Genomic DNA, 18,746 nt, shown 5'->3' with positions numbered 1-18,746 from the left:
TTAATTTGGAGCAGCTGAAAACTATTTTTCAGCTGACTCCGTACAAGTAAAGCATATTTCGCTTCACTCGTCCATACCATCATTCCCGCTTCGGTGCGGAATCTATAATACCTCAGGGTGTTTTTAGATACCTGCTTTCGCAGGGATGACAACCATGATCCTATATTTTATTCAAATCTGCAAAAAAACTTGATTATCGAGTATCAAAATTTCCTCACCAATTTTTCGGTAATTTTAGTTGTCGCTACACAATAATTGTAGAATTAATGTGTAATTGTGATGTTTGCATTGATATATTCCTGGATTTTTATTAAATCATACCAGATGGTTTTTTTCTGCATTGGTTGTCTAAGCAGATAGGCAGGATGGAAGATAGCAGTGGTTTGAATTGGTTTGATAAGATACTGATTGCTATATAAATAATATTCTTGTCTGATTTTACTTATACCAGCATTTTTGCCAAGTAAGCTAGTTGCCGCAACATTTCCCACTAAAATAATTAATTTGGGATTGATTAAAGCAATATGTTTTTCCACAAAAGGTCGGCAAATATCTATTTCTTCTTGTGTTGGTTGGCGGTTGGCTGGTGGTCGCCAAAATACTGTGTTAGTAATATAAGCATTATGTTTTCTTGAAATATTGATAGAGGCTAAGACATTATCAAGTAATTTACCGCTTTCACCGCAAAATGGTATACCCTCTGTATCTTCGCTACTACCTGGTGCTTCTCCAATAAACATGATAGAACTTTGTGGATTGCCATCAGCAAATACGGTTTTATTAGCTAATTTCTTTAAACCGCAACCATTAAAATCCATTAATAGCTGTTTTAATTCTTCTAAACTGCTAGCTGAATCAGCCAAAGACCTAGACAACGAAATAATGTTATCCTGCTTCGGTGCGGGAGCTAGATTCCCGCCTACGCGGGAATGACAATTTACTTTTTCTGTGTCATCCCTACGAAGGCAGGTATCTATACTAGATTCCCGCCTACGCGAGAATGACAAGGGTAGGCTGGAATGACCAGTAATAGCTGATTTTGACAAATAATAATCTATACCAATTGCTTGCAACCATTTTAGTTGGTTGATTTTTTTTGTTAAATGAGTCATGTTATTATTTTAAAATATTTTAGCTAATGAAAGAATATAACATACCCCAAAATTTAGATGGGTTTAGACTTGATAAGGTTGTGCTAACACTTATCGATAAAACATCTAGAAGCCAAGTTCAGAAGATGATAAGTGACTTTCAAGTACAAGTTAATGGTTTGATTATTTCTGATTCTAACTTTAAGGTCAAGGAGAATGACATTATTTCAGTATTTTTTAAATCACCTGATCCATTAACAATGCAGGAAGCTGATATTAAACTTGATATTTTTTATGAAGATGAAGATTTAATAGTTATCAATAAAGCAGCTGGTATGACAGTTCACCCTGGCAGTGGAAACCACCAGGATACCTTGGTAAATGCCTTGTTACACCATGCAAAATCTTTATCTAGCATAGGGGGGCTGGAAAGACCTGGTATTGTTCATCGTTTGGATAAAGATACATCAGGGCTTATGGTGGTAGCAAAGAATAATTTTGCCCATGTACATCTTGCAAGTCAGATAGAAAGTCGTAATTTGGTGCGGAAATATAAAGCTTTAGTTTGGGGTATTATCAATCCACAAGAAGGGGTTATAAGCAATAATATTGGTAGAGACCGTATCTTACGGCAGAAAATGACTGTTTTAAAATTTGGAGGTAAAGAGGCAATTACTCATTACAAAACGGAAAAAATATTTTTTAATGGTATTATAAGCATGGTGGAATGTCGACTTGCTACCGGACGAACTCATCAAATTAGAGTACAGTTGAGCCATTTAAAGCATTCTGTAGTAGGAGATCAAACTTATGGCAAAAATAGTAGGAAAGTTAACTGCAATTTTAGCATAGTACCACAAAAATTAATGGATTTCAAGAGGCAAGCATTACATTCTTGGTATATAAGTTTTTCTCAGCCAGTAAGCGGTAAATTGCTAGAATTTGAATCTCCCCTACCATCGGATATTACGGAAATAATCGAATGAATATAAAAAAATCCTTAATTGACACTGCTAGCAAGCTGCAAGCTGTAGGTATTAAATCAGCCCACTTAGAATCACGCATATTGATACAACATGCGACTAATAAGTCTATTGAATATTTATTAGCTAGGTCAGAAGAAGAATTGACACGACAAGAGCAAATTATTTTTGATAATCTGGTTAATAGGCGAACATTACTAGAGCCAATAGCCTATATTATAGGATATAAAGAATTTTATAGTTATAACTTTATCGTAAATGATAAAGTGCTTATTCCTAGGCAAGATACCGAGACTATTGTAGATGCGATTTTAAAGGATGTTAAAAAAAATTGCTCATTCAAAATAGAGTTAACACTATTAGAACTTGGTACTGGTAGTGGTTGTATTGCTTTAAGCTTATTATTAGAAATGCTAAATGCTAATATCAATATCAATGTAACTGCTACTGATATAAGTAATGAAGCTATTGATATTGCTCGGCAAAATGCTATAAAACATAAGGTTTTTGATAGATTTAAAATAATTAATAGTAACTGGTTTGAGAATTTAAAAAAGCAAAAATTTGATATTATTGTAAGTAATCCACCGTATATTTCCTTTGATGATACTGTTTATATGTCTCCTGAGACTCTAAAATATGAACCACACTTAGCCTTATTTGCTGAAAATAATGGTTTAGCGTCATATTACATAATTGCTAAAGAAGCTAAGGGTTTTTTAAAACAAAATGGTAAATTATTTTTAGAGATTGGTTTTAATCAAGCGGCATCTGTTACAGAAATATTTGTAAATCATGGCTATACGGTTCAGCAAGTGTATAAAGATATAGAAGGTCTAGATAGAGGGCTTTTGATTATAGTCAATTGATGAGAAATTGGTGACGTCGTCGCTCAATGCTCATAGGCGTCAGTTTAAGAAAATAATAATTGAGAAACCGTTATTGCGAGGAGACCACAACTGTTGAAAGTTAAAAAACGATTGAAATTATAACTAACCTGAATATTGCATGAAAGAATAGAGACAAAACCCTTGTAATACTATATAATATCAGTGTTAAAAGAAGATTACATAGAGGGTTTTGCCATGACAAATTGTACAGGATTAATTTACCAATCGAAAGTAAAAAATCGTCAAATAGAAATAAATTTCACAGGAGGTAATATTAGTAGCGATGGAGGTGTATTATTGCTAAGAGAAGCAGATAAAAGACTTGGTCTAACTAATGAACTGGCTAAGATTTTTCCTGATAAGCGAGATTCTGATAAAATTACTCATACTATTTTAACAATGCTCAAACAGCGTATTTATGGTATTGCTCTTGGTTATGAAGATTTAAATGATCACGATAATTTAAGAAAATTTCCGCTTTGCAAACAAGTATAGACACACTGGACGATATGGCTAGTAGCTCTACTTTATGCCGTTTAGAAAATAAAGCAGATCGTGGATTTGCTCTTAAAGCTCATAAGGTGATGATTGACAAGTTTGTCGAATCTCATAAAACCGTGCCGAAACAATTAATACTTGATTTTGATGCCACTGATGATGAAATTTATGGCAATCAAGAGGGGAAGTTTTATCATGGATATTATCGTCATAATTGCTTTCTACCTTTATATGTTTTTTGTGGAAAAAAGCTGTTAGTAAGCAATCTTCGCAGCTCAAAGCTAGAACAAGCAAAGCATAGCTGGGCAATATTATCTCTATTAGTCAAGCGTTTTTGTCAATCGTGGCCTGAAGTAGAGATTATTTTTCGTGGTGATGGTGGATTTTGTCGTCATCAGATGCTGGATTGGTGTGATGAAAATAATGTAAAATATATAGTCGGAATAGCCCAAAATACTAGACTCAACAAGCTGCTTGAGCCATTGATGCAACAATCTAACGAAGCCTTCACAATTAGCAAAGAGAAGCAACGCTTTTTTAGTGAATTTAAATATAAAGCTGATAGCTGGAGTCGTCATCGTAAGATAGTTGGTAAATCAGAAGTAACTAGCCTTGGTGAGAATCCAAGATATATAGTAACTAATTTAGCAGGTAAGCCAGAAGATTTATATGATAAAAATTACTGTGCACGTGGAGATATGGAAAATCGTATAAAAGAGCAACAGTTAGAGCTATTTGCCGATCGCACTTCATGCCATAAATGGTGGGCTAATCAACTCAGACTAATTTTGTCAAGCCTTGCCTATACATTAGTAGAATATATACGTGATAAGTTTTTACAAGGTAGAGTCTGTCCTATAGTTTGTGTAAGTTGCAAAGAAAGCAGTAAGAGATTACTGTAAAAAAAGTAACTTAAGCAAGCAAGGAGGAATTATGGCTAAAAAATTAGATACAGATAAAGATACATTAAACATCAGTAATCAGCTAGTAGAAGAATTATTATCAAAAGCAGATCCATCGGAGTTATTTGGTCGAGATGGTTTATTTCAACAGCTAAAGAAGCAAATAGTTGAGAAAATATTAGCAAGTGAGTTGGATCATGAATTAGGATATTCAAAACATAGCAAGATGGCAAAAGTAGATAATAATCGTCGTAATGGTAGCTATGAGAAGACAGTAATTGATGGGGATGGTCGTAAGCTGACAGTAGAAGTACCAAGAGATCGGGAAGGAGAGTATAATCCTCAATTAATACCAAAAGGGCTGAGGAGATTTAATGGATTTGATGAGAAAGTGATATCCCTTTATGGTCGCGGTATGACAGTCAGCGAGATCCGAGGGCATTTAGAAGAAATATATCAAACTGATGTATCTGGTGACTTGATATCCACCATAACAGATGGGGTAATAGAAGAAGTAACTAGGTGGCAAAATCGTTGTTTAGATAGGGTGTATCCAATATTATACTTGGACTGTATCTATGTAAAATCTAGAGACAATCACATAGTAATAAATAAAGCAGTATATTTAGCACTTGCTGTAAATATAGAAGGGAAAAAGGAGTTACTTGGCATTTGGATAGGCAAAAATGAAGGTGCTAAATTTTGGATGCAAGTAGTTACTGAGTTAAAGAATCGAGGAATTGAACAAATTTATGTTGCTTGTGTGGGGTTTAAAGGGCTTTCCAGAAGCTATAAGCAGTGTATTCCCGAGTACTATAGTACAATTATGTATTGTACATATGGTTCGCAATTCAGTAAAGTATGTGTCATATAAAGATTTAAAAGAGGTCACATCAGATCTAAAACAAATTTATACAGCTAATAATGACGAAATGGCACGTTTAAAACTTCAGCAATTTGGTGTAAAATGGGATAAAAAATATCCGGTAATTTCTGATATTTGGCAACGTAATTGGTCTGGGATAATACCGTTTTTTGCCTTTCCTGAAGAGAACAGAAAGGTAATTTATACTACTAACACTATAGAATCTGTAAATCGTCAAATTAGAAAAATTATCAAAAATAAGGGGGTGTTTCCAGATGATAAGTCAATTCAAAAAATAATATTTTTATCCCTACAAAATGCAGCCAAAAAATGGACCATGCCTATTAAAGATTGGTCTTTAGCTTTAAATCAATTTGAAATACTTTGTGGAGATTTTAAATATGATTTATTGGAAAATAAAAAATGAACTTTGTGAGTAGACCTAACCAATTGCTTGGTTAAGCCCCTCCTCAGAACCGGACATGCAGAGCTACCGCATCCGGCTCCCGAAAGGTAAGATAGGCTTGTACCCTATTTTTTTTTTGTTGGTTTTAGAACATTGAAATGGTCTTCCACTTATTTGGAAAGTCGACCCTTTTGAGTATTTCAGCTAATCTTTGCCAATTCATCTTACGCTTCCCACCCATTCTATTAAACCACCCATATATTGCTCGCCTAGTTTGGTGAATAAATGAACTTACTCGTCTTTGATTATCTGATATACCATGATAATTGATCCACCCCTTTGTAGCTCTAATGACTTGCAATAATATCTGTTCTTTGCCCCTCTCATTAAGGTGACTTCGTAGATATTCTCTTAGCCCTTTAAGCTTCTCGGTAAATCGATCTTTCCTTGTGGTATATTTTAATCTCCATATGTTACCAAACCTTGATTTACCCCAATAGCAAGTAAAGCCAAGAAAATTATAACTCTTGATCTTCTTACCTTGCTTAGCTAAGTCCTCAGCATGGTATCTACCGGACTGAATCATCTGCGATTTAGCTTCATTGATGTTCAAGCCATACTTGTTTAATCTTTTGGGCAAAACCTCATAAAACTTCCTCGCGTCTTCTTCATTCTCAAAGACGAACACCATATCGTCACAATACCTCACCATTCCAGTTTGCCCTCTTATGTTTTCCTTGCTGATTTTAGCAAACCAACAGTCAATAACATAATGTAGGAAGACATTTGCCAAAATTGGTGATGTTTTAGACCCTTGGCGGCATCCTTCCTTGTTAGTAACTGTAATGCCGTTTTCTATAATTGGTGTTTCCATCAGTTTCATAACTAGTCTTAGGAATCTTTTGTCAGATATTCTCTTTCTTAGGAATCCCATCAACTCAGAATGTTTGATTGAATTGAAGCACTTAGTTATATCAATTTCAACTACAGCTCCTTTATTGAAGTTATACGTAAGTCTATTCAACTCCTTAAGTGCATCATGGGCGTTTAATTTAGGTCGAAACCCGTAAGAACATTTTAAGAATATTGGCTCGAACACTGAGTTTAATATCTTGCTTACTGCCGACTCGATTATCTTGTCTTCAAAGCATGATATTACCAAAGGTCTTTTGCCTCCATCTTCTTTTGGAATCAATGTAATTCGTGCAGGTTTAGCTTGATATTGCCCCTTGCGAATTTTAGTAAGGAGCGAGAGCAAATTTGCTTCCAACTTCTTACCATAAACCGCTTTGGTTATACCATCTATTCCTACAGCTTTCTTGCTATCAAGTTCCTTATATTGTTCTTCTAACATCTTTAAATCAATAATATGTCCAAGATTATTAAACTTTATGTCTTGATTTTGTGATGATAGCAACTTTATACGCTCAAGTTTCGTTGACCATGTATTTCCGTCTATGCTGTGTACGGTCATTGTTTCCCTCTTACGTTCTTACCTTTCTGTCAGCCCTTCGCTCCACTCCCATTACGAAGCTTCATCACTACTACAACTGACTCAGCCATCCTTAACACCATCTCCAAAGCCTTATGTTTCGGCACTTGTACTTTGAATACTTACTTAACTCAGTAAGAGTTATAAGGACTTCTCAAGTTGTGTCATTAATCTCTACAAACTCGCTGACGCCTGAGACCCCGATGGTTGAAAACTTTCGGATTTTCGCTAGTTTGACCTCTAGTTTTCTCTTGTCTACTGCGTTGTGTAGCACATCGACTTCCACTACCAATATCATTTCAGGGCTATCACGTTCACCATTTGGTTTCGGCTCGGATGTTTCGCTGTCTACGCTTTACTACTGTCGTTACCTTCAGCAGCACAAGACTCGCTATATGGTGGAGCTAGCTACTCCTTCCATAACAGGACTTTCACCCGTAAGATTAATGCACCTTATCTTGACGCACACACAAATTAAATGATTGACTCACAAGGTACCGAATTAGCTAAAGCCTTGGTAGGAACGGTGCGTTTAAAATTGTTCAGTATACCTGCAGCAAAACTGCATAACTTTATCTAATGTTTTTGCTAGTATGAATTTTTTATACATTTGGATTCCATACTATGCAAATACCATCAATTACTATTGAGCAAGTAGCTCAGCAATTTAAAGCCTGGCGTCAAACTAAAACTAATAAGTTTGATCCTATACCAAACCATCTAAAGGAATTAGTTTACCAATTACTCCATCATTATTCTTACCAAGAGATAGCTAAACATCTTAATATTAATAAAGCAACAATCAGTTCAATTAAAAAAGCCCATGAGCCTACCCTCAAAACTTCTCCTGTCTCAACTTCAAATCAAGCTCTACAACAAAATATTAATTTTCTCCCATTTCAACTATTATATTCTATAGATACCGATCCTGTAGCTGCCCCCAAACAAAATCACTATACTTGTCACATTATTAAACCAAATGGTACCAAACTTATTATCCAAACACTAGAACCAAAAACCATAATTCAGACATTTTTATGTTGCAACTAACCCCGGCGTCAGTTATTTTTGTTACCACTATTGCCATCGATTTTCGCAAGGGTATCGATGGCTTAATCGCTGTTTGTAGACAAAAACTTTCTTCTGACCCTCTTAATGGTTCCTTGTTTTTATTCTATAATAAAAACAGAACTGCCATTAAAATTTTGTCCTTTGACGGTCAAGGCTTTTGGCTATGCTCTAAACGCCTATCCAAAGGTAAATTTACCGCAAAACTTTTCCCATCTGATAATTCATCTTATCAAATTTGTTATAGAACCTTACACATTCTTATTCATAATGGTAATCCTAGTTCTGCCAAATTCTCTAATGATTGGCTTCCTGTCGTTTAAGCTGCTGTCTCGATTAATTCCGTATTATTCATATATCTTGCATAGGCAAAAGGCGTATAATTCGCAGGACTCTTCTTTGCTTTGCTACTCTGCTCTTGTAGCCAATTTAAATATTTAAAGGCATTGATCTCGTTCTCACTACAAGTCTTTACTATACTATACAGACCACTATGTATCTCAGCACTATTGATTGTTTTAAAGAATAATGAATTCTTCCTTTGTAAAATAATGGTACGCAGTGATCTCTCAGCCCAATTATTATCAAGATTGCTAACTGGCATTTTGAGTCAAACCTTCTTTATTATTTATCCAATATTTCATAGCTTGTCCAAGCCTACTATTAGGCTCAACTTTCTTGTCGTTAAATAATTCGTCTATTTTGTTATATATGTTTTCTATATATTTACTGCTATGTTCCTGATGATACCAAAGTTTTTCTTCAGGACTCATCTCTTTACATTGATGTTCATTGTGGTAAATCCCTCGTGTTTGTTTGAGAAAATATCCGCATTCTTCAGGGTAATATAGTTCATTCTCTGTAAATTTTCTCTGACCATGTGACAAACAATTGATCATCACTATTATTGCCAGTAATTCTTGATCTGCTTCTGATAATACCGGGTTATTATTATTACTTGCGTCAGTCATTAATTGGATAGAATCTGTTCTATTCTTACGATTCTTTAGTACGTTACCTATATTTTCTCCACCATGCCTATTACCGGTAAAATATAAAACTATCACCTCATTATTTGCAGTCTTAGCACATATTGTAGTAGTATAACAGCTGCGTCCTTTCTTATTTTGAGTACGTAATTTCTTATTGGCTATAGTAATTTCTAAAATCCTAGCTCTAGTATCATCAAGGTTCAGTGAACTACATTCGGCAGCCATTTCCAATAATACCCCGTAAATTTCAGCTCCACCACCTTCTTGCCAAACATCTAAATATTGTTGCCAGAGCGAGCTATATGCCACAGGAACACCACTTAAACTTTGCAGCCTAGATAAACACGTCAATTCGGGATAAGGATATTGTGAACATGTAGATTAAAATCAAATTTTGTTGAAGGTTTATTTTTCTTTAATGAGTAAGCAACAAGAGTAGATAATATATGGACAAAGGCATTTATTGGTGATCTATGTCTAGTATGTTCAAGGTTCATTTTATTTTTTAGATAATCAAAAACTGTTTCAATTAAGTTACGCTTTCGAAGTAAGATTTTTTCTTTCAAATCCATTAATTTATTTTCCATATTCTTCTTAATTCCATGAATCATTTTTAAGCCTCTTTCATATAAATTTAAGAACAAATTTTGCTTAATATAACCTTTATCAGCTGCTATAATTCCAGTTAATCTTTTTGTTAACTCCGGTACTGGAACCCTATCATCTACATTGCCTTTGGTCACTTTTAATGCCATAAACTCCCCTTTATTATTGATTATTACATGTAATTTAAAACCATAAAAATACCCCATAGAGGATTTACTATGTTTGGCTAATCCTTTAAAAACTTTATTGCTATAACGCCTTTTATTGTGACAAGCTTTAATCGTTGTAGAGTCAATAAAATAAATACCTGTTTCCTCACCAAACAACAAATGAATCAACATATTTAGCGGTATGAATAATCGTGCCATTAATTCAACAAATCTATTATAACTCAAGGCTTTGGGAAAATCATCCTTATGCATGCACTCTATATAACTTTTATAGAAAAATTTAAAATTCTTAGCATAGGATGTATGAAACATAATTATTATTGTTAACATTTCACTTAGACTCATGCTACAACAGCGATTTCTTTGCTTATTTGATGGTAATAACTTTCTCTGTTCATACTCCAAATAAATTTTACAAAAATCATCTATAAAACTATATAATTCTGTGATATCTTTTTTCATGCCTGTAGTTTGTTTTTTTGTTTAAAAATATAAATACTGCAGGCACTCCTTTTTGACAATCCTTTTATCTATTACTATTTCATCTATATCTTATCCCGAACTGACGTGTATACGATTTCGACCATGCGGCTCATGTTTCATCATTTTTATAAAATCATGACCATGAAAACCTTGTGGTAATATTAACCTAGCCATTTGAGTACCTTTATCAGTTAAAAACCCATTTTACACCACTGCGTTAATTATTGCAATTGGTATAATGGAGTTGTAGAGATTGAGGTTCCAAGGGATAGAAGTAGTACATTTGAACCTGCATTAATTCCGAAGCGTCAAAGACGTATTGAAGGATTTGATGATAAAATAATATCGTTATACGCTAAAGGAATGAGCTTATCTGATATTAAGATTCAAATGCAAGAATTGTATGGAGCTGACGTTAGCGAAAGTTTGATAAGTCAAATTACTGATGATGTAATTGAGGATGTCAAGATATGGCAAAGCCGACCATTGGATCGAGTATATGCTATAGTATTTTTTGACTGTTTAGTAGTAAAAGTACGTCAAGATAAACGAATTATCAATAAGTCTGTATATGTAGCATTAGGTATTGATTTATCTGGAAGGAAGGATATTTTAGGATTGTGGAACAGTGAAAATGAAGGAGCTAAATTTTGGCTTGGTAATTTTACTGAGATGAAGAACAGAGGTATGCAAGACATGCTTATTGCTTGCAGTGATAATTTAACCGGTATGTCTGAGGCAATAGAAGCAGTTTTTCCGAAAACCGAACATCAATTATGTATTGTACATCAGATTAGAAATAGTTTAAAATATGTATCATATAAAGACCGAAAAGAATTAGCGGCTGATTTAAAGCCTATATATACTGCTAGCACAGAGGAAGAAGCACATCTTGCTTTAGAATCTTTTGAAGCTAAATGGAGTAAACAGTATCCACAAATTGCTAAATCTTGGTATGTTCATTGGGAAAATTTAATGGTTTTTCTAGAATACCCTGAGGCGATAAGGAAAGTAATATACACAACTAATAGTATAGAATCTGTCAATAGCCAATTACGTAAGGTTACTAAGAATAAAAGGGTTTTTCCAAATGATAATGCCGTTTTTAAGACCTTATATTTGGCAATTGATTATATGACCAAGAAATGGGTTATGCCGATTCCGAACTGGAACGCAGCTATGGCTCACTTTTTGATAAAATTTGAAGGTAGAATTTAAGCCCTATGAAAAATTTACACACTTAATTAGAAAGGCTCTTGCTCGGTCAGCTATAAAGCATACATCCTTAACTTTTAAAAAACTTTGCCAACTATTAATAGCTTGCAATAGGGTCTTAACTTCGGCGGTATTACCACTAAATAGCTCATAGCCAAGCGGTAATCCATCTTCATTAGTCGCAAGAGCCAGCACTAATTGAGTGGTATTAAAGCGATGGTCTTTACTATAACCAAAAGCCCGGAGTTCATAGACTTCTGTTGATTCAAAATATAATGTTGTAACATCAAAAAATACTAAACTTACTTGCTTGTTAGGGATTAGAGCCAAGGTATTTTTAAAGCATAATTCTTTAATTTTAGGATCTGCTCCTGCAACTTATCCATCATGCGATATATGGCGTCTAAATCATGGTTTTTGTCAAATTGTTCGCTTAAATATTGCGCTAGACCACGCTTGCTATCAGGCTTTACCATACGGGCTAATACCAAATTGCGAAGTATCTCAGAATCACGTTTACGTTGCATTATAGTCAATTGATGGGAAGTTGGTGACGTCGTCGCTCGCCTATTACTTATAGGCGTCACTCCATCGTTCCTAGCACCAAATTCCCCTGAATTAACTATAGTTGGTTGAAATCCATTTGATCGTAAACATACCCGCCTACCTCATGCACCCCTTCTACAAGCCTAGCAGTCTCAACTATTTCGTCTAATTTAACTTGGTTAACAGGGATAATATCCGATAGTTGCTTTTTGACTGGGCGACCTTTTTTGCTAGCTAAGCCATCATCAGCAAAGAAGCTGCCCTGACCGGAAGCTACTGCCCGTTCAGCTTTAATCTTTACAATTAAATCCTCTGCTAATGCAACTAATTTGGCTTCTTCTGCATCATCGAAGAATACCCCTAAATGCCGGACAATACGCTGTTTGACATTACCTTTGCTATCTCGGTATCCTTCAACCACTTGTATTGATTGCCTTGGACTGTTGGGTGTTTTTTTACGACGTATGTACATTTGGGTAATTGTAGAGTTAAGATGTAATAATATATTTATAGCATAACAAAAACCAAAGTCAACAACAAATTATTTACTAGGCACAACAAGCCGCCTGAAAAAATCATTTCCCAGCTCTATGGCTCCTCCATATCATCTCTTCCCATCTTTCAACATTTTCTTGCGGAAGTCGGGTGAAGCTACATTAGCACTTTTAAAGCTCTATGGCAATAAAGTCAATGAAAATTAGCATATTTCTCTATTAACAAAATAGTTACGTGACAAAATTATATAGTTTTTTCAAGCTTTCGTGTGAGCATCACAACAATTATATCATGAATTTCGTTTGCACTAAGATCTGCAGCGTTTATTTTTACTATTCTATCTGGAAATTTATCTGATATATATTGAAATTTATCATAGACTTTTTGATGAAATTCAATATTCTTACTTTCAAATTTATTATTATTACCTCTCGCACATGCCCTTGCTAAAGCAATATTTGGCTCTATATCAATAAAAAAGGTAATATCAGGCATCACAGGTGATATTAGAGATTTATGAAGGTCGTAAACTAAATCAGTACCTACCTCTTGCCCTTGATAACAAGCCGTAGAATCTATAAACCTATCACAAATAACTGAAACCCCAGAATTTAGCTTAGGAATAATCCTTTTATGAAGATGGTCATAACGTGCCGCCATAACTTGCAGCAGTTCTGACATAGGCAACAAATCTTGATGCACTAAAATGTCACGCATTTTCTCAGCCGCAATAGTTCCACCCACTTCACGTGTTAAATCTGTAGGGATATTTTGTGACAGTAAATACTGGGATAACATATTACTCTGGGTAGATTTACCGCACCCTTCTCCGCCTTCAAACGTAATAAATTTACCGCCTTTAATTGGCATAGCTATCACTATTCATTTCATGCAACCTTGAAATAGTTCTCTTAAATTCATTACTACGCAAACCATTCTGATATATTTTTATGGGTTCATCTTGTAAAGTCATAAATAGTACAACCTTATAAAAATAAGCATTATCAACAAAATTTATAAATCTAACAGCTAAATCTGTATTATCAGAACTTATTATACGAATATTTTCTACTATTATAATAGAAAATTTTTGACAAATATCTACATAATCAACATAACCTAATTCTCTTACAAATAACTCTTCAAAATCTGTTACTAATATTTTCTCGCTAGCCATTTTAAAAGATATTTCTCGTCCGAAAACAACAATATCTTTAGGAACAAGTTGGTTATTATGATTTAACTTGCTAATAAGTTCTTGTATCTCCAATTTATTATTTTCATTAATTGGGTAGATTATATGCCTGCCAGTCCTCTTTAATTTTACCACAAACTCGGGGTCAGAATCAAGTTTATCTATCTCTGACAATGCCGCCTCTCGGCTGTTAATGGCAGGTAACTCTTTACCAGTTATTAACGAGTCAGATTTAAAGTTTCACCGACTCGTACTAATAAATCTACTAGAGCTGGTGCATAATGCGAATCTTCAATTAATCCAGCCAGTTCTTTACTACCAAACTTAGACAAGGCTGCCTGCATCACTGTCATTTTACTGTCAAAACCTTCACCATAATTGTTTTTTAGCCAATCAATGTGAGAGTGACGTGTTTGCTCGATAACACTTTGTTGCTGTTTTTGTAAATCCTGCGAAAAACCATACAGAGAATTAAGCAGCTTCTCTCCTTGTCTTTTAGATAATCCGCTTTGGTAAAACATGTCCTCATAACGGGTTAAATATTCTTCATCTTCTTTGGTTCGTTTATCAGTATATTTCTTATCTTCAGGCAATCCCAAGCGACAATAGAATTTATGCCATTCATCATCAGAGCTGTCATCTTTTGGCACAGCAATTCGCTGATTTAAACTTTTCTCTGCTTCCAAATAGCTCTGAGCTAAAGATGATACATCCTTGAATTTACCCAGTGACTCAGCTTTACGTATTTCCTCCGGCATATTAGCTAGCCAGTCATTACCAGAGGAAGTATTGTTAGCTTCATAGTTATTAGCAATTACTTCTTTACTCATAGGTTATTCTTCTTTTGACTGTTCTATTTCTTCTTTTAACTTCTCTATTTCTTCAAGGGTTAGTTTTGTATATTTAACTATTCTCTCCATTGGCTCATTATCAATTAACATTTCTTTTGCCATGGCTATAGCTTTTTCTTTAACACCTTCAGCCTTGCCTTCAGCTTTACCTCTAGCTTCAGCATCTTCAATTTTTTGCTGCTCTACCGCTAAATTATCAAGACGAGTTTTGGTTATTTTCTCATAGGTACGCAATTCTTCTTCACTCCAGCTAGCTTGGTCTACAGCCTCAAAGGCTCTCCTAATAATTTCATCCTTACCTATTAAATGCTCTATTTCTGTTAATGTTAATGCACTATCTCCTGCATGCTTAAAAAAATACATCCACTTTTCTTCAATAGTTTTTAGATTTTCTATAGTTTTATTAAATTTCGTCAACTCAAAAAAAACAAAGTAAAAATCTTTTAAATCATTGGCATAGGTCTTTGTATCTAAAAGACGATGTTCTGATTTCCAATGTTTTTTATCGTCAAACATCATAAAATCCGCTATTGCTAAAAATATCACTCCTTTTAATTTGGCGTATACTGCCATTTTCTTGTATTCCTCATCTTCCTCAAGTATTTGCCTAGAATATGCTTTAGCTGCATAATATTGGGCTCTTTTCTCAAATCCTGGATGCTTACTTATCTGCATCTCTACGATGAATTGATTACCATGTTGATCTTTACATAACACATCAACTATAGACTTTCTGTAAATAGCAATATCAGGGTCTTGGATAGTTGGCAAAAACGTTACACTAATTATTTTCTCATTTTCTTCAAGGCTGAGAACATCATTTAAAAAATGAACAAGTATATCTTTATTCTTTTCAGTACCAAATATTTGGCGAAAACAAAAATCATTTTTAGGGTCAAGAAATTTTGACAAAAACATATAATATAACCTCTTAATTCTATATTGATAACTAATGCTATTTTACCATCTTCTCCACTAAAAATCTTGCAATAAATTAAACTTCACCCATATATTTTTCAAATTTATTTTTCTCGTTCTGATATTTATCTGCATCCGGTAGGGCTGGTTTCTTAACCGTAATATTTGACCATTTACTGGAAAAAAACTTAGCTCTCTCTATCCAGTCAATCAGCTGTTCTGATTCTGGCTTAATAGCTTTAACCGGACACTCACTCTCACATACTCCACAATCAATACATTCGTCAGGATTAATTACCAACATTAACTCCCCTTCATAAAAGCAATCGACAGGGCATACTTCTACGCAATCAGTATATTTACATTTTACGCACTCATCGGTAACAACATAAGTCATAAATTGTCATACTCCTTGAATTTAGCAATTAACATGCAAGATCTCAAACCCAATACTAATAGAAAATATAGTATGCTACTTATAAACATTAGCACTAAGGGTAATAACATAGAATTATCAATAGTCGGACTACCTAGCCTTAAAACGCTTGCTGGCTGATGTAAACTATACCAAATATTTACCGAAAATTTTACTATGGGAACATTGATAAAGCCAATTAAAGCAATCACCGAGGCTGGTTTTTCAGTACGGCTTATCCTATCACCACTATTCACCACCACGATATAGCTTAAATATAGTAAGAATAATACGAACATTGAGGTAAGTCTAGCATCCCAAACCCACCAAGTTCCCCAAATAGGCTTTCCCCATAATGCCCCTGTTACTATACTAATCATACAGAAAACTGTCCCAATAGGAGCACTTGCTACTGCCACTAAGAAGGACATTTTAGTTTTCCACACTAGGTTAGACAAACTACAAATAGCTATAAATGTATAAATACCTAGTGCCATCCAAGAAGCTGGTACATGAACATACATAATCCTAACCATATCACCTTGTTGGTAATCTGGTGGCGATACTATCAAAGCTTGGTATAACCCCAACCCCATTACTACTAACATTGCAACTAGCAATAATGGTAACATGGTTCGTACTAGCTTACTAAAAAAATAAGGATTTAATAATTTAAACATAAACATTCTAATTATGATTTTGTAGGGTGGCACAAGTGTCATTGCGAGAAGTTACTTTAGTGCTAAGAAACAATGGCGAGATATATGACCTGTAAATGCCATGCGTAAGATGAGTTATTCATTAACTTTTACTTTTGTTCTCTTTATTGTCACTAACCTTTACTCTAAACATAATTTTGCTAAAGATAAATAATCTTGTGGTGATAAATTTTCAGATCGACAGAAATTATCAATTTTTAATTTTGCTAACAAATCTTCTATACACGATGTTAGTGTCTTTAAAGATGATTTAATCATTTTACGTCGCTTGCCAAAGGCTAGTCTAGTTATTAACTCGACTTTTTCAATTAGTTCAGCTGTTAATGCATTATTGTTATAAGGTACGAGTTTAACTATAGCCGAGTGGACTTTTGGTGCCGGATAGAAAGCTTGCGGATTAACATCAAAGCATTTTTCAACAGAACAAAGTAACTGACATATTACTGATAATCTTCCGTAGGATTTTGTTCCAACTTTACCACATATTCGGTCTACAACCTCCTTTTGCAGCATTAAAGTCATACTATTTATTAATGGTAATTTTTTTAACCATTTTATGACTAACTCTGTGCCTATTTGGTAAGGTAAATTTGAAATAATAGTTACTTTGTTATAGTCAATTGATGAGAAGTTGGGGACGTTGTCACTCGTCGCTCGCCTATTATTTATAGGCGTCGCTCCATCGTTCCTGCTACCTAATTCTCCTGAATTGACTATAGTACTTAAAGCTGATAGATCAAATTTAGTAGCATCCGAATGAATAATGTGCAGATTAGGGGACAATTCTCTTATTTCCATAAGTAAAGGTATACATCTAACGTCAGTTTCAATAACAGTTAAAGATTTAGGGTTGTAGGCAAGAATAGCTCTAGTGAGTCCGGCTGTACCAGGGCCAATTTCTAAGACCAAATCATTTTCTTGCAGCCCACTAACTCGAACTATTTTATCACATAGGCTACTATCAAAAATGAAATTTTGACCATATTTCTTAATAGGAGCAATACCATGTTTGCTAGCATGCTTTGCAATTGAAGGTAAGGTATTTAAATTATTTAAGATCACAAAGGTAGCATTATTTTGATATATGCTTTCTTACGCATATCTTCAAAGTATTTTTGTGCTTTTTGTGACATTTTCTTATTAGCTAGCAGATTTACTACGTAATTATTTTCATCACTAGTAACATTAATCATCTTTTTGTCGCACATTAAGATTAATTTAAATCCGTCTTGCATCTCAAAAACATTACTTCTTTCTCCTATATTTAAATCTTTGAGAATTGTTTGTAGCGTAAAATCTAGAGTACTTAGATTCTGATTAATTACCTCTAATGTAGAAAAATCTTTATATAAAGATTCTTTGACATCAGAACAATTTTTAAGACGTTTTTGTAAATCACACATCTTATGCAAAGTTTTATCATCTTTATCTTGTGAAGTAAAAATCTGTGCTGATATTTCCGCATCTTTTGAATCTGTCGCTAATATTATATCATTAACTTCTTTTACACTAATAGCAACTGATCTTGAAATACTAGATAAAATATTCATTTTGATAATTTCGGCACCTATCTGGGATTTAAAATTATTAATATCTACAGATTTACTTTTCAAAAACTTTATTAACTGCCCTTCTGGCATTTTATTACGTTGCTCAATGGTTCTTATAGATTCATTTATCTCACTATCAGAACTTTTCTTACCGTTTGCAGACTGATAAAGCAATACATCATCAATCATGCTGTTAATTGCCATCTTATCAAGTTGCTTATTTGTTTGAGAATCAGGATTAGGAATATTGTTAAGTGCCATGATCATGTGTTTTCTAGCTAGAAATTCATGTAAGGTAATTGGCTCATTATTAACTAATGCAACTATATTGGATAATTCTGCTTTTGCTATAGTTATGTTAAAAATGATAGTAACTAAACAAAATAACTTTTTCAT

17 protein-coding genes and 5 pseudogenes are annotated in these 18,746 nt (G+C 34.1%); 7 read left to right on the top strand and 15 right to left on the bottom strand.

Going from position 1 to position 18,746, the window contains the following annotated elements; translation table 11 throughout:
- Positions 1–263: 263 nt before the first annotated feature.
- On the bottom strand, positions 264–1,112 hold the full coding sequence (locus NBW66_RS03055) for a uracil-DNA glycosylase family protein (RefSeq protein WP_250311711.1): 849 nt from the start codon (positions 1,110–1,112) through the stop codon (positions 264–266).
- A gap of 26 nt (positions 1,113–1,138) precedes the next feature.
- Between NBW66_RS03055 and NBW66_RS03050 the strand changes: the two genes are divergently transcribed.
- The 4 genes and pseudogenes from NBW66_RS03050 to NBW66_RS03030 all read left to right on the top strand — a co-directional run bounded on the left by NBW66_RS03050 (position 1,139) and on the right by NBW66_RS03030 (position 5,656).
- The gene (locus tag NBW66_RS03050) at positions 1,139–2,077 is read left to right on the top strand and encodes an RluA family pseudouridine synthase (protein WP_250311710.1); all 939 of its coding nucleotides are present in this window, start codon (positions 1,139–1,141) and stop codon (positions 2,075–2,077) included.
- Positions 2,074–2,943 (top strand): peptide chain release factor N(5)-glutamine methyltransferase, encoded by an 870-nt coding sequence (gene prmC, locus NBW66_RS03045; RefSeq protein WP_250311709.1) that lies wholly within the window; start codon positions 2,074–2,076, stop codon positions 2,941–2,943. The genes NBW66_RS03050 and prmC overlap by 4 nt, the downstream gene beginning before the upstream one ends.
- A gap of 216 nt (positions 2,944–3,159) precedes the next feature.
- Positions 3,160–4,364 (top strand): annotated as a pseudogene (locus tag NBW66_RS03035) (IS1380 family transposase).
- A gap of 31 nt (positions 4,365–4,395) precedes the next feature.
- Positions 4,396–5,656 (top strand): annotated as a pseudogene (locus NBW66_RS03030) (IS256 family transposase).
- A gap of 124 nt (positions 5,657–5,780) precedes the next feature.
- Here NBW66_RS03030 and NBW66_RS03025 read toward each other — a convergent pair.
- Positions 5,781–7,109 carry a reverse transcriptase domain-containing protein gene (locus tag NBW66_RS03025; RefSeq protein ID WP_250310618.1) on the bottom strand — a complete coding sequence of 443 codons (1,329 nt, stop codon included), beginning with the start codon at positions 7,107–7,109 and terminating at the stop codon, positions 5,781–5,783.
- A gap of 642 nt (positions 7,110–7,751) precedes the next feature.
- Here NBW66_RS03025 and NBW66_RS03020 point away from each other — a divergent pair.
- Both NBW66_RS03020 and tnpB read left to right on the top strand, forming a co-directional pair.
- Entirely contained in the window at positions 7,752–8,177 is a 426-nt protein-coding gene (locus tag NBW66_RS03020; RefSeq protein WP_250310639.1) for a hypothetical protein, read from the top strand.
- Positions 8,165–8,518 (top strand): IS66 family insertion sequence element accessory protein TnpB, encoded by a 354-nt coding sequence (gene tnpB, locus NBW66_RS03015; protein ID WP_250310638.1) that lies wholly within the window; start codon positions 8,165–8,167, stop codon positions 8,516–8,518. The genes NBW66_RS03020 and tnpB overlap by 13 nt, the downstream gene beginning before the upstream one ends.
- On the opposite strand, the gene NBW66_RS14405 is transcribed toward tnpB, so the two are convergent.
- From NBW66_RS14405 to NBW66_RS03005, 3 genes are read right to left on the bottom strand one after another with little or no spacing between them, the layout of a single operon-like run.
- A complete protein-coding gene (locus tag NBW66_RS14405; protein ID WP_250311030.1) occupies positions 8,515–8,799 on the bottom strand; it encodes an IS66 family transposase in 285 nt (94 codons plus the stop codon). The two genes, tnpB and NBW66_RS14405, sit on opposite strands and share 4 nt — an antisense overlap.
- Positions 8,789–9,538, bottom strand: coding sequence for an IS66 family transposase (locus NBW66_RS14400; RefSeq protein ID WP_284346718.1), 750 nt, complete (start codon positions 9,536–9,538; stop codon positions 8,789–8,791). Before NBW66_RS14400 ends, NBW66_RS14405 begins: the two co-directional genes overlap by 11 nt.
- A complete protein-coding gene (locus NBW66_RS03005; protein ID WP_250310582.1) occupies positions 9,535–10,425 on the bottom strand; it encodes an IS982 family transposase in 891 nt (296 codons plus the stop codon). Before NBW66_RS03005 ends, NBW66_RS14400 begins: the two co-directional genes overlap by 4 nt.
- 258 nt (positions 10,426–10,683) lie before the next feature.
- Between NBW66_RS03005 and NBW66_RS03000 the strand changes: the two are divergent.
- Positions 10,684–11,664 (top strand): annotated as a pseudogene (locus tag NBW66_RS03000) (IS256 family transposase); the annotation flags it as partial.
- A 39-nt stretch (positions 11,665–11,703) separates the two neighbouring features.
- On the opposite strand, the pseudogene NBW66_RS15190 reads toward NBW66_RS03000, so the two are convergent.
- From NBW66_RS15190 to NBW66_RS02945, 10 genes and pseudogenes are all read right to left on the bottom strand, one after another.
- Positions 11,704–12,185 (bottom strand): annotated as a pseudogene (locus tag NBW66_RS15190) (IS1634 family transposase); the annotation flags it as partial.
- Positions 12,186–12,286: 101 nt separating this feature from the next.
- Positions 12,287–12,679: pseudogene (locus NBW66_RS02985) on the bottom strand (IS1634 family transposase); the annotation flags it as partial.
- Between the two features lie 266 nt (positions 12,680–12,945).
- Complete coding sequence (gene tmk, locus NBW66_RS02980) at positions 12,946–13,572, bottom strand: dTMP kinase (RefSeq protein WP_250311474.1); 627 nt, start codon at positions 13,570–13,572, stop codon at positions 12,946–12,948.
- Positions 13,562–14,071, bottom strand: coding sequence for an AFG1/ZapE family ATPase (gene zapE / locus NBW66_RS02975; RefSeq protein ID WP_250311705.1), 510 nt, complete (start codon positions 14,069–14,071; stop codon positions 13,562–13,564). The genes tmk and zapE overlap by 11 nt, the downstream gene beginning before the upstream one ends.
- 44 nt (positions 14,072–14,115) lie before the next feature.
- Complete coding sequence (locus NBW66_RS02970; RefSeq protein WP_250310800.1) at positions 14,116–14,727, bottom strand: hypothetical protein; 612 nt, start codon at positions 14,725–14,727, stop codon at positions 14,116–14,118.
- A gap of 3 nt (positions 14,728–14,730) precedes the next feature.
- Positions 14,731–15,666 carry an Rpn family recombination-promoting nuclease/putative transposase gene (locus NBW66_RS02965; protein WP_250311704.1) on the bottom strand — a complete coding sequence of 312 codons (936 nt, stop codon included), beginning with the start codon at positions 15,664–15,666 and terminating at the stop codon, positions 14,731–14,733.
- Positions 15,667–15,742: 76 nt separating this feature from the next.
- Positions 15,743–16,063, bottom strand: a complete 321-nt coding sequence (gene fdxA, locus NBW66_RS02960; RefSeq protein ID WP_094649188.1) for a ferredoxin FdxA — start codon at positions 16,061–16,063, stop codon at positions 15,743–15,745.
- Positions 16,060–16,761: a heme ABC transporter permease gene (locus NBW66_RS02955; protein WP_250311703.1), complete on the bottom strand. Its 702-nt coding sequence runs from the start codon at positions 16,759–16,761 to the stop codon at positions 16,060–16,062. Before NBW66_RS02955 ends, fdxA begins: the two co-directional genes overlap by 4 nt.
- 159 nt (positions 16,762–16,920) lie before the next feature.
- Positions 16,921–17,859, bottom strand: coding sequence for a ribosomal RNA small subunit methyltransferase A (locus tag NBW66_RS02950; protein WP_250312247.1), 939 nt, complete (start codon positions 17,857–17,859; stop codon positions 16,921–16,923).
- On the bottom strand, positions 17,859–18,746 hold the full coding sequence (locus NBW66_RS02945; RefSeq protein ID WP_250311702.1) for a SurA N-terminal domain-containing protein: 888 nt from the start codon (positions 18,744–18,746) through the stop codon (positions 17,859–17,861). The genes NBW66_RS02950 and NBW66_RS02945 overlap by 1 nt, the downstream gene beginning before the upstream one ends.

Source organism: Rickettsia endosymbiont of Oedothorax gibbosus (genome assembly GCF_936269705.1).
GTDB lineage: Bacteria > Pseudomonadota > Alphaproteobacteria > Rickettsiales > Rickettsiaceae > Tisiphia.
Note: the sequence above shows the minus strand (reverse complement) of the source record. Positions and strands in the feature narration are given on the sequence as shown.